This window comes from Rhodococcus sp. NPDC060090 (assembly GCF_042729855.1).
In the GTDB taxonomy this organism is placed as follows: domain Bacteria; phylum Actinomycetota; class Actinomycetes; order Mycobacteriales; family Mycobacteriaceae; genus Rhodococcus.
The window spans coordinates 1-12474 of record NZ_JBHWXB010000005.1 but is presented as its reverse complement, the minus strand read 5'-3'; the positions used below and the strand labels follow the sequence as shown (position 1 = coordinate 12474).

12 protein-coding genes and 1 pseudogene are annotated in these 12474 nt (G+C 66.2%); 7 read left to right on the top strand and 6 right to left on the bottom strand.

The genetic code is table 11. The features are described from left to right. Positions 1-13: 13 nt before the first annotated feature. Entirely contained in the window at positions 14-1204 is a 1191-nt protein-coding gene (locus tag ACFWCF_RS08260; RefSeq protein WP_378559515.1) for a DUF885 domain-containing protein, read from the bottom strand. Between the two features lie 175 nt (positions 1205-1379). Between ACFWCF_RS08260 and coaA the strand changes: the two genes are divergently transcribed. Next, positions 1380-2312: a type I pantothenate kinase gene (gene coaA / locus ACFWCF_RS08255; protein ID WP_378490359.1), complete on the top strand. Its 933-nt coding sequence runs from the start codon at positions 1380-1382 to the stop codon at positions 2310-2312. A 5-nt stretch (positions 2313-2317) separates the two neighbouring features. On the opposite strand, the gene ACFWCF_RS08250 is transcribed toward coaA, so the two are convergent. Then, complete coding sequence (locus ACFWCF_RS08250) at positions 2318-3085, bottom strand: isoprenyl transferase (RefSeq protein WP_378559513.1); 768 nt, start codon at positions 3083-3085, stop codon at positions 2318-2320. 157 nt (positions 3086-3242) lie between these two features. On the opposite strand from ACFWCF_RS08250, the gene ACFWCF_RS08245 reads away from it, so the two are divergent. Together ACFWCF_RS08245 and ACFWCF_RS08240 are read left to right on the top strand one after the other, a co-directional pair. Further along, a complete protein-coding gene (locus ACFWCF_RS08245; RefSeq protein ID WP_378559510.1) occupies positions 3243-3908 on the top strand; it encodes a hemolysin III family protein in 666 nt (221 codons plus the stop codon). A gap of 46 nt (positions 3909-3954) precedes the next feature. Next, on the top strand, positions 3955-4890 hold the full coding sequence (locus ACFWCF_RS08240) for a mechanosensitive ion channel family protein (protein ID WP_378559507.1): 936 nt from the start codon (positions 3955-3957) through the stop codon (positions 4888-4890). On the opposite strand, the gene ACFWCF_RS08235 is transcribed toward ACFWCF_RS08240, so the two are convergent. Beyond that, positions 4887-6995, bottom strand: a complete 2109-nt coding sequence (locus tag ACFWCF_RS08235) for an ABC transporter permease (RefSeq protein ID WP_378559504.1) — start codon at positions 6993-6995, stop codon at positions 4887-4889. The two genes, ACFWCF_RS08240 and ACFWCF_RS08235, sit on opposite strands and share 4 nt — an antisense overlap. A gap of 108 nt (positions 6996-7103) precedes the next feature. Here ACFWCF_RS08235 and ACFWCF_RS08230 point away from each other — a divergent pair, with 108 nt between their 5' ends. After that, on the top strand, positions 7104-7802 hold the full coding sequence (locus ACFWCF_RS08230; RefSeq protein ID WP_378559501.1) for a TetR/AcrR family transcriptional regulator: 699 nt from the start codon (positions 7104-7106) through the stop codon (positions 7800-7802). 15 nt (positions 7803-7817) lie between these two features. Here the strand turns inward: ACFWCF_RS08230 and ACFWCF_RS08225 are convergent, their stop codons facing one another. From ACFWCF_RS08225 to mca, 3 genes are read right to left on the bottom strand one after another with little or no spacing between them, the layout of a single operon-like run. Continuing rightward, a complete protein-coding gene (locus tag ACFWCF_RS08225; RefSeq protein WP_378559498.1) occupies positions 7818-9812 on the bottom strand; it encodes a thioredoxin domain-containing protein in 1995 nt (664 codons plus the stop codon). 19 nt (positions 9813-9831) lie between these two features. Beyond that, entirely contained in the window at positions 9832-10149 is a 318-nt protein-coding gene (locus ACFWCF_RS08220; protein WP_378559495.1) for a hypothetical protein, read from the bottom strand. Then, on the bottom strand, positions 10146-11024 hold the full coding sequence (gene mca, locus ACFWCF_RS08215; RefSeq protein ID WP_378559492.1) for a mycothiol conjugate amidase Mca: 879 nt from the start codon (positions 11022-11024) through the stop codon (positions 10146-10148). Before mca ends, ACFWCF_RS08220 begins: the two co-directional genes overlap by 4 nt. Before the next feature lie 157 nt (positions 11025-11181). Here mca and ACFWCF_RS08210 point away from each other — a divergent pair, with 157 nt between their 5' ends. The 3 genes and pseudogenes from ACFWCF_RS08210 to ACFWCF_RS08200 all read left to right on the top strand — a co-directional run. After that, complete coding sequence (locus tag ACFWCF_RS08210) at positions 11182-11613, top strand: DUF4307 domain-containing protein (protein WP_378559488.1); 432 nt, start codon at positions 11182-11184, stop codon at positions 11611-11613. 238 nt (positions 11614-11851) lie between these two features. Further along, positions 11852-12346 (top strand): transcription elongation factor GreA, encoded by a 495-nt coding sequence (greA, locus tag ACFWCF_RS08205; protein WP_378490449.1) that lies wholly within the window; start codon positions 11852-11854, stop codon positions 12344-12346. A 15-nt stretch (positions 12347-12361) separates the two neighbouring features. Continuing rightward, positions 12362-12474 (top strand): annotated as a pseudogene (locus ACFWCF_RS08200) (cation transport regulator ChaB); the annotation flags it as partial.

Genomic DNA, 12474 nt, shown 5'->3' with positions numbered 1-12474 from the left:
CAGGTGATCGAGGTCACCGCAGTGAGCTCGGCACGAGCGGTTCGTCCAGCAGTCGGCGGAACCGCTCGGCACGCTCCACGCCCACCGGGGCCTGGGCGAGCCAGCCACCGAGCAGCCGGTAGCCCTCGACGTAGGTGCTGATGTACGCGCGCCACAGGGGCGATGACAGGAACCGCAGCGATTGCCGGGCACGCTCCGGGCTCGCCAGCGTCCAGCGCTGCAGGAACGCGGCGACCTCGTCGTGGCTGCGCCCACGGTCGTGCAGGAGCAGCGCTGCATCCTGACGGACGGACAGCAGCCCAGCGGACGCCTCCCCCAGAGCCTCGGCGAGTTCTCCGTCGAATCGCAGACCCAGGTCCGCGTAGATCTCCTGCGCCCAGAGCCCCCACCCGGGCCCGACGATCGCCTCGAGTGCGAGATCGGCGAGCCCCTCGGCCATGAGGCACTGCGGGGTGTTGACGAGGAACAGCGTCTGCTCGCCCTGCCCGTCGGCGACGAGGCCCGCTTCCTTCCGACAGTGTTCGGTGTGGTGCCCGGGGTAGGCCTCATGCGCGATCAGGCGCGGCAGATTCGACATCTGCTGTTCGAGATCGGAGTTGATCGCCACCCGCGACCGGTAGTCGCCGAGGTAGTAGTTGAAACCGGACCACGGCTTGTCGCCGACCACCTCGTATTCGACGCGCTCGGTCTCGGGCAGCGGATAGACGGCGCGGACCTTGTCGCGGAGCGCGCTCGAGAACGCCTCGACGCATTCTTCGAGCCGGTCGGCCGGGATCACCTCGGCCTTGCGATAGGCCTGCAGCCGTTCTGCCAGCGGCTCCCCGCCGGGCAGAAGCGCGTCGAGGCGACGATGCGCGTCGCGGTAGTCGTCCTCGTTGCCTGGCTCGATATGCACGTCGAAGTAGGCCTCGACCTCGTCGACGAAACCGATGCCGTCGCCCGCGAAGGTGCGGGCGGAGCAGTCCAGAGCGCGCAGGTGAGCATCGAGGAATCGGGTTCGCTCGTCCGAGAGTCCCGCGGCCGGAAGCTCGTCGCGGAGCCTCTGCGCAATGTGGGATAAATCACGAGGCACCGGCGCGGGCGCGTTCTCCGTTCGACGGCGTAACTCGGGGTCGCCTGTGTAGGCGTCGACGAATCCTTCTTCGAGACGGTCGAAAGCCAGCCCGAGCAGCAGGTATTCCTGTACGAATGCGTCCGATCCCATACCCGGCAACCCTAGTCGCTCCCCCGGTGAGGCGACGCGCAGTTCCGCTGCGCGCGGGGACCCCGGCGACGCATCATTCTGTGTCAGCGAGCACAATCCCCTGCATGGACACGCAGCGCCACGACCCACCCAAGGGCCGCATCGACGGGATGTGCGTCGTCGGAGGGACGTGCCGATGGCGCGCCTGAGCGAACCCAGCCCGTACGTCGAGTTCGACCGCAAGCAGTGGCGGACACTCCGCAAGTCCACCCCACTCGTACTCACCGAGGACGAACTGGTGGGTCTGCGCGGACTCGGTGAGCAGATCGACCTCGTCGAGGTCGCCGAGGTGTACCTGCCTCTCGCTCGCCTGATCCACCTCCAGGTCGCAGCGCGGCAGCGGCTGTTCGCGGCGACTGCGACCTTCCTCGGAGAGAAACACCCCGACCGCCAGGTGCCGTTCGTGATCGGCGTCGCGGGTTCGGTCGCCGTCGGCAAATCCACCACCGCGCGCGTGCTCCAGGCACTGCTGGCGCGATGGGAGCATCACCCCCGGGTCGATCTGGTGACCACCGACGGATTCCTGTATCCGTCGAAGGAACTGATCCGCCGGAACATCATGCATCGGAAGGGTTTCCCGGAGAGCTACGACCGGCGGAAGCTGCTGCGCTTCGTCACCGAGGTCAAGTCGGGGGCCGAAGAGGTTGCAGCCCCGCTCTATTCACACATCTCGTACGACGTCATGCCTGGTCAGTACCACGTGGTGCGCCAGCCCGACATCCTCATCATCGAGGGGCTCAACGTTCTGCAGACCGGCCCCCGCCTGATGGTGTCGGACCTGTTCGACTTCTCGATCTACGTCGACGCCCGAATCGAGGACATCGAGAAGTGGTACGTCGACAGGTTTCTCGCGCTGAGGAAGACCTCGTTCTCGAACCCTGATGCGCATTTCCACCACTACGCCGGACTGTCGGATCGCGACGCGATGAGCGCGGCGAAGGAGCTGTGGCATTCGATCAACCTGCCGAACCTGGTGGACAACATTCTTCCCACCCGGCCGCGGGCGACCCTCGTGCTGCGCAAAGACGCCAACCACTCCATCAACCGGCTTCGGTTGCGTAAAATCTGACCCGGTCAAACCCCGAAACGGCGGTGCCGCGCCGCGAAGTCACGGAGTGCGCGGAGGAAGTCGACCCGCCGGAACTCGGGCCAGTACGCCTCGGTGAACCAGATCTCCGAGTACGCGCTCTGCCAGAGCAGAAAGCCGGAGAGGCGCTGCTCGCCGGAGGTGCGGATGACGAGATCCGGGTCGGGTTGCCCCGAGGTGTAGAGGTGACTGTCGACGTCGGCGACGGTGACCGCGTCGATCAGTGCGTCACCCGACAGTCCTTCTGCCTGCTTCTTGCGCAGCAGCGCCTGCACCGCGTCGACGATCTCCTGCCGGCCGCCGTATCCGACTGCGACGTTGACGTGTGTGCCGGTCCGACCGGCCGTCCCTGCGGCGGCCTCACGCAACCGTGTCGCGTGATCGTCCGGCAGCAATTCGGGGGTGCCGACGATCTTCACGCTCCAGTTCTGATCCGGCGCCGAGATCTCTTCGACGACGTCGGCGATGATCTCGAGCAGCGCATCGAGCTCCTCGGGGTCGCGACTCAGATTCTCGGTGGAGAGCAGATAGATCGTCGCGGTCTCGATGCCCGCGGCGTCGCACCAGCTCAGCAATTCGGCGATCTTGCGGGCGCCCATGCGATGGCCGTGAGCGACGTCCGTGAACCCGTTCTCCCGGGCCCATCGGCGGTTGCCGTCGCACATCACCGCGACGTGTCGTGGGTGGCGCGCACCCTCGAGCTCCCTGAGCAGCCGCCGTTCGTAGAGCCCGTACAGCACGCCGCTGAGCCTCACCGCGTCATCACCACGTGAGTCACATTACGCCCACGGGTTGTCGCGGTTTGCGTCGGTGGGCAACAACACTCGCGCGCCCCGCCCACGTCCCGGTAGCCTGACGTCACCAAACCTACGTAACCGTAGGTTACCGGCCGGTCGGGAAGGGTCCACGCATATGACGGTCTTCGGAATCGACGAACTGCCCGTCAAACCCCGCATGCGCGGGTGGCTCCATCTCTGGGCATTCGGGGCCGCCGTGGTCGCGGGCATCGTCCTGGTGAGCGTCGCCGCAGCGACGCATCCCGCTGCAACCTGGCCGACCGCGATCTACAGCATCACGGTGTGCGGCGTCTTCGGCGTCAGCGCCCTGTACCACCGCGTCCACTGGACCGATCCCCGACACCGGATGTGGATGAAGCGCGCCGACCATTCGATGATCTTCGTGTTCATCGCGGGCAGTTACACACCGTTCGCGACGCTGGCCCTCCCACCCGAGACCGGACGAACCCTCCTGGCGATCGTGTGGGCGGGAGCGGCGGCCGGTGTCGCGCTGAAGATGCTGTGGCCGACAGCACCGCGATGGGTGGGCGTACCGCTCTACCTGTTACTCGGTTGGGCGATCGTCCCCGTTGCCGGCGATCTCGTGGCCGAGGCGGGTGTCGCGCCGATGATCCTGCTCCTCGTCGGCGGTCTGTTCTACAGCGGCGGAGCGATCCTGTACGCGACGAAGTGGCCCGATCCGTGGCCCTCGACGTTCGGACATCACGAGTTCTTCCACGCGGCGACCGTGATCGCGGCACTGTGTCATGCGGTGGCGGTGTGGCTCGTCGTCTTCGCCTGAGCATCGCCCCTGGCAGCGATGATCACGGATTGATAACATCGAGGGGATGTCTATCTCGCTCCTGTCCTTCGAATTGACCGACACCCACCGCGACTGGCTGATCGACCGTCCGCTGACGATTTTGAGCTACATCGTCGTGGCGGTGCTTCTGCGCTATGTGCTGCACAAGATGATCGATCGCATGACCAAGCCGCGACCTACGGTCGACGAGGACAGCAGTATCAAACGATCGATCCTGCGACCGCTCCAAGAACGTGCGGCCAGGAACGGTGTCGGTATGGGCGACCCGGCCGTGCGCGAACGTCGCGCCCAGCGGGCGCAGACCATCGGTTCGGTGTTCAAATCGGGCGTCTCGATCGTGGTGCTCGCCTGGGTCGTGTTACAGACCCTCGCGACGCTCGGGTTCAACGTCGCACCGTTCATCGCATCGGCCGGCATCGCCGGTGTCGCGCTCGGTTTCGGCGCTCAGAACCTCGTCCGGGATTTCATCTCCGGCATGTTCATGCTGCTCGAGGACCAATATGGTGTGGGTGACGTGGTCGATGTGGGCGACGCGATCGGCACGGTCGAATCCGTCGGGCTCCGCGTGACCACCATTCGCGACATCGACGGCACCCTCTGGTACTGCCGCAACGGGGAGATCCTGCGCGTCGGCAACATGAGTCAGGGCCACGCGGTCGCAGTCGTCGACGTACCCGTCGCCCCCACCGCAAACGTCGACCGTGCCCAGCAGGTCGCCTTCAGGGCGGTGCTGGACACGGTCGAGCGTGACGACCTCATGGCATTCATTCTGGAGAAGCCGGAGTTGCTCGGAGTGAACTCGGTGACGGCAGGCGCGGTCACCCTGCGCCTCACCGTGCGGGTGCGGGCAGGCAAGCAGTGGGCCGTCCGGCGTGCACTTACCGGCGCGGTACTCGAAGCATTCGATTCCAGTGGCATCGAGTCGCCGTCGCTGATGCTCGCGCCGGTCGCCGGTTCCTAGGAGACGTCGACCGCATCTTCTGCGGTCACTGAACCCTCCGGCTTCTTCCGGCCACGCACGATGTCGATCGCGATCACTCCCAGGAGCGAGACGACACCCCAGATCGCGAACGTCACCAGATGGGTGCCCACGGAATCTGCACCGAAGTACACGATCGATCGAATCGACTCGACGGCCGCGGGCATCGGCAGGATGTCGTGCAGCACGCGGAAGATCTCCGGGCTCATGTAGACCGACATCGCACCGTTCGACGCCGGCACACCCAGGAACATCAGGATCGCGACGGCGGGGATGACCGCGAGCATCCCGAACAACCTGGTGAGCAGCGTGGAGAACATCGCCGTGCAGAAGATCGCGACGATTCCGGTACCGAACAGCTGCAGGAAGTGTCCGTCGAGGGCGCCGGTGAGAGGATCGGCGATCACCCATACGACAAGCGACATGAACACCGAGAACCCGGCTGCGATCGGGAGCAGCTTCTTCAACCGCATGGCCGCCGGAGCGGCACTGTTGCCCACGACCGCAAGCATGAACCCGGCCATGATCCAGCCCATCGCGACATACATCGTGACCGTGCCCATGGTGTCGGAGTCAGGGAGCGGCGCAAGATCTTCCGTGGTGAGCGGCACCTGCCTTCCCGCAGAGACCTGCTCGAACGTCATCGCCACCACCTGCTGCTGGCTCATGCCTGCGGCCTGACTGGTGATCAGCGTCGCCGTCGGCGACTCGACCGAAGGCAGCACGTATGCGGCGACAACGCTGCGGTCCGCAACGGCGGCGCTCGCTTCGTCGACGGAGTCGGACGCGGTCAGCTCGAACAGTCCGGTCATGTTCTGCTCGAGTCCGGCCACGGTCTGCTCGGCCTGCTCCATCGTCGCGGCCACCACGGTGACGGGCATCTCGCGCGGCGCCGGCTGGTACATCGCGCCGAGCATGATCGAGAACATCATGACGACCATCGCGAGCGGGAAGAACCCGAGGGTGAGGTAGCGGACCCAAGTGCGCTCGGGGCGCGGGCCTGCGGTGAGTGAGGCCACCGTGATCTCCGGGTCGCCTCCATCGGGGTTGCGCTTGCGTTTGATCGCATCGACACCGAGGATCGCGGCGAGCGCGAGCACTGCACCGAGCACCAGGACGAGGACATTCGAACCGAGTCCGTCACCGTCGAAGTACAGGACGGAGCGAATGGCCTCACCGGTCGCCGCCGTCGGCAGGAAGGCATGCAACGTCGTGTAGAGCGAGGGCAACGTGTAGATCGACATGCCCATGTTGGACGCGGGAACGCCGAGCACCATGATGAAGAGCATGCCGACGAGCACGGCCATCGGACCGAAGATCTTGGTCAGGAACAGCTGCACCGAGCCCACGGCGAATACCGCGAGCCAGGAGATTCCCAGGATCGCAGCGGTATGCCCCTCGATGGCACCGAGCACCGGGCCTGCGATGAACCACACGAGCGCGGAGATGAGCGCGGACCAACCAGCGAGGAGCGGAACCGCACGGCGCGTGCGTAGCAATTCGGGTGAGTTCGACAACGTGATGCTCCACGGCATGTAACCCGCAAGCATCAGCCCCGTGGCCATGAACATTGCAGCAAGACCTGCGGTGTCGTTGCCGGGTAGCGGCGCCAGATCTTCGGCGACCAGATCGAGCCCTTGACCGATCACCTGTGGCGCCAGCAGGCCGGTGACGGTGGACGACTGAGAGGCACCCGCGGCACCCGCGGTGTAGACCGTGGCGGTCCCGGCATCCGACAGCGACACCGCGCCCGCAACCTCACGGCTGAAGACGAGGTCGCGCGCTTCGTCGGCCGTGGATACGACCCGAACGTCCACGGCATCGGGATCGGCGTCCTCGAGCGTGCGAGCGAACTGGACGGCCTGCTCGGTCGACCCGGCCACGGCGATCGGCATGTTGTTCGGCGCCGGGGCGTGCATCGCGGCGAGATACCCGGTGATCATCATTCCGACCATCAGGAAGGGCATGACGAAGATCGCGACGTATCGGCCGATTTCTTCCTTGCGGGCACGAGCAAGGTCGGCTTCGGACGGCTCGCCGTCGCCCGGCGGTCCGCCTGTGGGTTCCTCGAGGGTCGATGTGGACATGGCGAATACTCCTCGAATAATTACGTTGTGTGACTTAAAAATGTTACGCTAAGTGTCTTAAATCCTCCAAGATGCAAGACTGGTGACCTTCGTCCCACCCCGGCGGAGATGTTCGACCGACTCGAGAAAGCGACGGAAGCGGGCATGGGCAGCTACGGCGATCGGGTTCGGCAGGCTCTGCTCGACTCCGCGGAACAACTCTTCGCCGAGCACGGCATCGACGCGGTATCGAACCGTCGCATCGCGGAGCACGCCGGCAACTCCAACCACTCCGCGGTGAACTACCATTTCGGCAGCCGCGACGAACTCATCCGCGCCCTGTTGCACCGATTCTCCGACGACACCTATGCCCGGCGGCGGGAACTCCTCGCGATGCTCGGCCCGGACTCGGGCCTACGAGATCTGTTGACCTGCCTCATCGTTCCGTTCACCGACCAACTGGCGTCGATGCCGATCCCTGGTTGGCGTGCGCGATTCCTCCGCCAGATGCGAAGCGTCCCGTCGATTGCCGAGACCGTGGCCGGCACCATCACGGCCGATCCGGTCGTGGACGAACTCATCCAACGCATACGCGCGCTGCTCACCGAGATCCCGTCGTCGGTACTCACCGGCCGGTCGTGGATCCTCGGTCGCATCGTCACCGACCTCTGCGCCGACTACGAGGAGCGACTCGGCACCGAGCAGGCCGAGCCCAACTGGACCGGCTTCGCGAACTTCCTCATCGACGCCTGTGCGGGACTGCTCGAAGCACCGGTGACCAGCGAGGGGGACTTCCTCGGAGCGCGCAGCTCCCTGGTCTGGCCGTGACCGCGGGGGCAGCAGTCAGCGGGCAGCCAGCGCCTCGCGCAATTTGGGCACCGACGTGACCGGTCGATCACAGACGAATCCCCGACAGACGTACGCGGCCGGCGCCCCGTCGACCAGAGGCCGGTCGGCGAAGAGCGCAGACGACTCCGGGTCGCCGCCGACGACGAGCGACCCGCCCGGCGCGCGGCGTCGGGCGACCTCGAGCAACTCTCCCCCGCCCACGACGGCCACCTGGATCGGACCGCGCACCGCAGCCTCTGCGACGGTGAGCCAGTGACCCGCCGAACGTGGAGCCCGTTCGAGCAGGAGCGACGCATCGCTCAACGACGCGCGCGCGGCCTCCGCGTAGCGGGCACCGTCGTCGACCACCGCGGCCAGCGAGAGCATCGCCTCGGTGATCAGCGAGGCGCCGGACGGTGTCGCGCCGTCGACCGGGTCGCGCGGCCGCGCCACGAGCTGTTGAGCGTCGTGGGCGGTATCGAACCAGCTACCCGGCCGATCGGGATCGGCGAAGTGGGTGAGCGCGAGATCCGCCAGTGTCCGGGCCGGTTCGAGCCAATGCGCATCCCCCGTCGCCTGATACAGCGCGAGAAGTGCGGTGATCAGGGCGCCGTGGTCGTCGAGAACACCAGCGGGCGTTCCCACCGATCCCCCGAGCGATGTACGTCGCAGGCGGCCCTCGACCAGGTGCAGATTCAGCAGTGCGCGAGCGCACGTCGCGGCGGCGTCGATCCAGTCCGGCCGGCCCAGGGCAAGACCTGCCTCGACGAGACCCGTGACCGCCATCCCGTTCCATGCGGTGACGACCTTGTCGTCGCGACCCGGCTGCGGTCGGTCCTGCCTGGCAGCGAACAACCGGGCACACACGGTGTCGAAGCGCTCGGGCTCGGCCGGATCGGCCGGTAACTGCAGGACCGAGGTACCCGACTCGAAGGTTCCGGCCTCGGTGACGGCGAACAGCTCCGCTGCCCACGCGCCGTCCTCGTCGCCGAGGACAGCGACGAGTTGCTGCGGCGTCCACGCGTAGGTGAGCCCTTCGACACCGTCGGTGTCGGCATCGAGCGCCGACGCGAAGCACCCTTCGTCGGTGCGCAGGTCGCGGAACAGGAATTCGACGATGCCTTCCGTCACGCGACGCGGCACCGGCGAATCGGTGATCCGGGCGAGATGCGCGTACACGCGCAGGAGCAGCGCGTTGTCGTAGAGCATCTTCTCGAAATGGGGCACTACCCAACCCGAATCGACGCTGTAACGCGCGAATCCGCCGCCGAGCTGGTCGTGGATGCCGCCGCGCGCCATGGCCTCTGCGGTGCGTTCCACGAGCCCCAGAGTCTCCGATGCCCCGGTGCGTTCGTACCCGCGCAGCAGACCTTCGAGCAGGTTCGACGGCGGGAATTTCGGTGCGCCCCCGAAACCGCCGTGAACCCTGTCCTCGTCGACCGCGACCGCCGCTGCCGCCGCGTCGAGAAGTTGCGGATCTACCGTGCGAGCGCCCGGGGGAAGTCCGCCGCTGCTGCGCTGGAGTTCGGCGACGATCGCGGCCGCGGCCTTCGCGACGTCGTCGCGGCGGTGGCGCCATGTGTCGGTGATCGCGCCGAGCAGCTGGGTGAACGACGGCATGCCACCGCGCGGCGCGCTCGGGTAGTACGTCCCGCAGTAGAACGGCTCCCCGTCGGGAGTGAGGAAGCACGTCATGGGCCATCCGCCCTGCCCTGTCATCGCAATCGTGGCGTTCATGTACACCGCGTCGAGGTCGGGGCGTTCTTCCCGGTCGACCTTGATGCACACGAAATTTGTGTTCATCACCGCCGCGGTGGCGTCGTCCTCGAACGATTCGTGCGCCATGACATGGCACCAATGGCATGCCGCGTAACCGATGGACAGGAGAATCGGCACGTCGCGGTCGCGGGCCTCGGCAAGCGCGTCGCTACCCCACTCCTGCCAATGCACGGGGTTGTCGGCGTGCTGACGCAGGTACGGACTGAGGGAGCCGGCAAGCCTGTTCGCCATTCCCCCACGCTACGTGCGATCAGTTCGTGCCGGGGGTGGTGTGCCGCCCGTTCTCCTCGGTTCCGTTCGCCTGTGCAGTGCTCTCGTCTGCCGGAGCGGCGTCGGCTACGGCGGCGCCACGGTCGGTGCCCTCGTCGGCGGCCTGATCGGCCTCGGGGCTTTCCGGCTCGAAGGTCTCGGGAAGATTGCTGAGTCGCTTGTTCATGTTCCAGATGAGCAGAACGATGGCGACCAGCAGCAAGAGGACCAGCGCGAGGCCGAGGGGCGACGCCTTACCGAACTCCGGGCCGGCGGGTGCCTGCGCGAGAACCTCGATTGCCAGCGTGCCTAACGTCATCTCACCTGTCCGTCCTCGATACCCGCGAACAGATCCGATTCGGGGATCTTCGTGGTGACGCGGGTCTTTGCCAACTCGAACTCCTCGGTCGGCCACACCTTCTGCTGGATATCCAGCGGCACCGCGAAGAACGACCCGTTCGGATCGATCTGAGTGGCGTGAGCCCGAAGCGCATCGTCGCGATTCGGGAAGTAGTCACCACAGGTTATCTGGGTGGTGACCCGTGCCATGAGATCGCCCTGCTCGGTGCGCCAGCGGCTGAGCCACTCCTCCATCGGGAACGGCTCGCCGCGACGTTCGTACTCGTCGCGGAACAGTTCGATGCGCTTACGGATGAAGCCGTGCGAGAAGTAGACCTTCTGCACTTCCCACGGCTCGCCGAGCTCGGGGTGGTAGTTCGGGTCGGCTGCCGCGTCGTACGCCGCCATCGACACCTCGTGGCAACGGATGTGATCGGGGTGCGGGTAGCCACCGTTCTCGTCGTAGGTGGTCATGACATGGGGGCGGAACTCCCGGATGGCCTCGACGAGCTTGCGGGTGGGCTCGTCGAGCGGCACCACCGCGAAGCACCCCTCGGGCAGCGGCGGCTTGGGGTCGCCTTCCGGAAGCCCTGAGTCGACGAAGCCGAGCCAGCGATGCTGCACCCCGAGGTGACGGGCCGCGGTCGCCATCTCCTCGCGACGCACCTCGGGCATGCGGTCCCGGATACCGGGCACGTCCATCGCAGGATTGAGGATGTCTCCTCGTTCGCCGCCTGTCAGGGTCACGACGAGCACGTCGTGCCCCTCCGCCGCGTAGCGGGCCGTAGTGGCGGCACCCTTGCTCGACTCGTCATCGGGATGGGCATGCACGGCCATGAGCCGTAGTCCGCTCACGTGTTTCCTCCACCTCACCGTCGTGTACGTCTCGGGACCGGACAGCTACCGCCGGTGCGGGCCGTTCGGATCCCTCCCCTATAGTTCCACCTGACAACTCCTCCGTCAGCCGTGGCCCCACGGGAGCACCCGAACTTCGGCCCTGGCACGAAAGAATATGATGACCGACACTCCAGAAGAACCTCGCCGCAGCGCGAGATATCCGTCGAAGACACGGACGACCCGCGGCAGGAAGTGGGGGTTCACGGCTATGGGCGTCATCGCGGGGATCGGGCTGGGATTCGTGATGTTCCAGCAGTTCGGGCCCGCCGAGATCGAGTACGAAGTGGTCGCGTTCGAGGTCATCGACGACGACACCCTCGATATCAAGTTGTCGGTCACGCGCCAGGACCCGTCGCAGGAAGCGGTGTGCATCGTTCGTGCGCGATCGCGGGACGGCAGCGAAACAGGTCGGCGTGAAATCTTCGTCCCCGCGTCGGAGACATCGACGGTGGTACTGGATTCGACGGTCAAGACATCACAGCGCCCGGGCATGGGCGACGGGTACGGCTGCAGCTTCAACGTTCCGGAATACCTGCACACACCCTGACCACAGTGCGGTCCACACCGGGGTTGTACTGCAACTTCCGTGCACGACCCCGCACTGGTGCTAGAATATGCGGATACACGGTTCCACCCATTGGGGCCGTGTATTGCTGCATCAGAGACAGTGCGACCCCGTTCACCGCATTACAGGGGGAACGACGAGGGTCGTGCTGTTGCGGTCGTTGCGTATGCACGACTTGTCCACGGAGCCGGGGGCTCCAACCCGAAGGAAGTGATCGATGATGACCGAGACCCAGGCTACCTGGCTGACGCAGGAGTCCCACGACCGTCTCAAGGCGGAACTGGACCAACTCATTGCCAATCGTCCCGTCATCGCGGCCGAAATCAACGAGCGGCGTGAAGAGGGTGACCTCAAGGAAAATGGCGGTTACCACGCCGCCCGCGAAGAGCAGGGTCAGCAGGAAGCACGCATCCGTCAGCTGCAGGAGTTGCTGAGTGCCGCGAAGGTCGGCGTCGCACCCACGCAGTCCGGTGTCGCGCTGCCCGGTTCGGTCGTCACGGTGTACTACGACGGCGACGAGTCCGACAAGGAAACGTTCCTCATCGCGACCCGCGAAGAGGGCGCGCGCAACAGTGAGCTCGAGACGTACTCGCCCAGCTCCCCGCTCGGCAAGGCCCTCATCGAGGCCAAGGTCGGCGAGACTCGCGAATACGCGCTGCCCAACGGCAAGAAGATGAAGGTGACGCTGACTTCCGCGGAGCCGTACCGAGGCTGATTCCGACGTACACGAGCGGCGGTCAAGCACGAGTTCGAGAAGGTGGGCGACCACTGGGAGCCCAAGGGCCGCAAGGGGCCCAGCGACAAGCAGGCCGAGGGCGGCGGCCCGGCCCGGCGCGCGAAGAC

What these genes read in the sequence shown, in the direction of transcription:
- ACFWCF_RS08260 (WP_378559515.1), bottom strand. Translation starts at nt 1,204, where the DNA reads ATGGGATCGGACGCATTCGTACAGGAATACCTGCTGCTCGGGCTGGCT.
- coaA (WP_378490359.1), top strand. Translation starts at nt 1,380, where the DNA reads ATGGCGCGCCTGAGCGAACCCAGCCCGTACGTCGAGTTCGACCGCAAG.
- ACFWCF_RS08245 (WP_378559510.1), top strand. Translation starts at nt 3,243, where the DNA reads ATGACGGTCTTCGGAATCGACGAACTGCCCGTCAAACCCCGCATGCGC.
- ACFWCF_RS08240 (WP_378559507.1), top strand. Translation starts at nt 3,955, where the DNA reads ATGTCTATCTCGCTCCTGTCCTTCGAATTGACCGACACCCACCGCGAC.
- ACFWCF_RS08235 (WP_378559504.1), bottom strand. Translation starts at nt 6,995, where the DNA reads ATGTCCACATCGACCCTCGAGGAACCCACAGGCGGACCGCCGGGCGAC.
- ACFWCF_RS08230 (WP_378559501.1), top strand. Translation starts at nt 7,104, where the DNA reads ATGTTCGACCGACTCGAGAAAGCGACGGAAGCGGGCATGGGCAGCTAC.
- ACFWCF_RS08225 (WP_378559498.1), bottom strand. Translation starts at nt 9,812, where the DNA reads ATGGCGAACAGGCTTGCCGGCTCCCTCAGTCCGTACCTGCGTCAGCAC.
- ACFWCF_RS08220 (WP_378559495.1), bottom strand. Translation starts at nt 10,149, where the DNA reads ATGACGTTAGGCACGCTGGCAATCGAGGTTCTCGCGCAGGCACCCGCC.
- ACFWCF_RS08210 (WP_378559488.1), top strand. Translation starts at nt 11,182, where the DNA reads ATGATGACCGACACTCCAGAAGAACCTCGCCGCAGCGCGAGATATCCG.
- greA (WP_378490449.1), top strand. Translation starts at nt 11,852, where the DNA reads ATGACCGAGACCCAGGCTACCTGGCTGACGCAGGAGTCCCACGACCGT.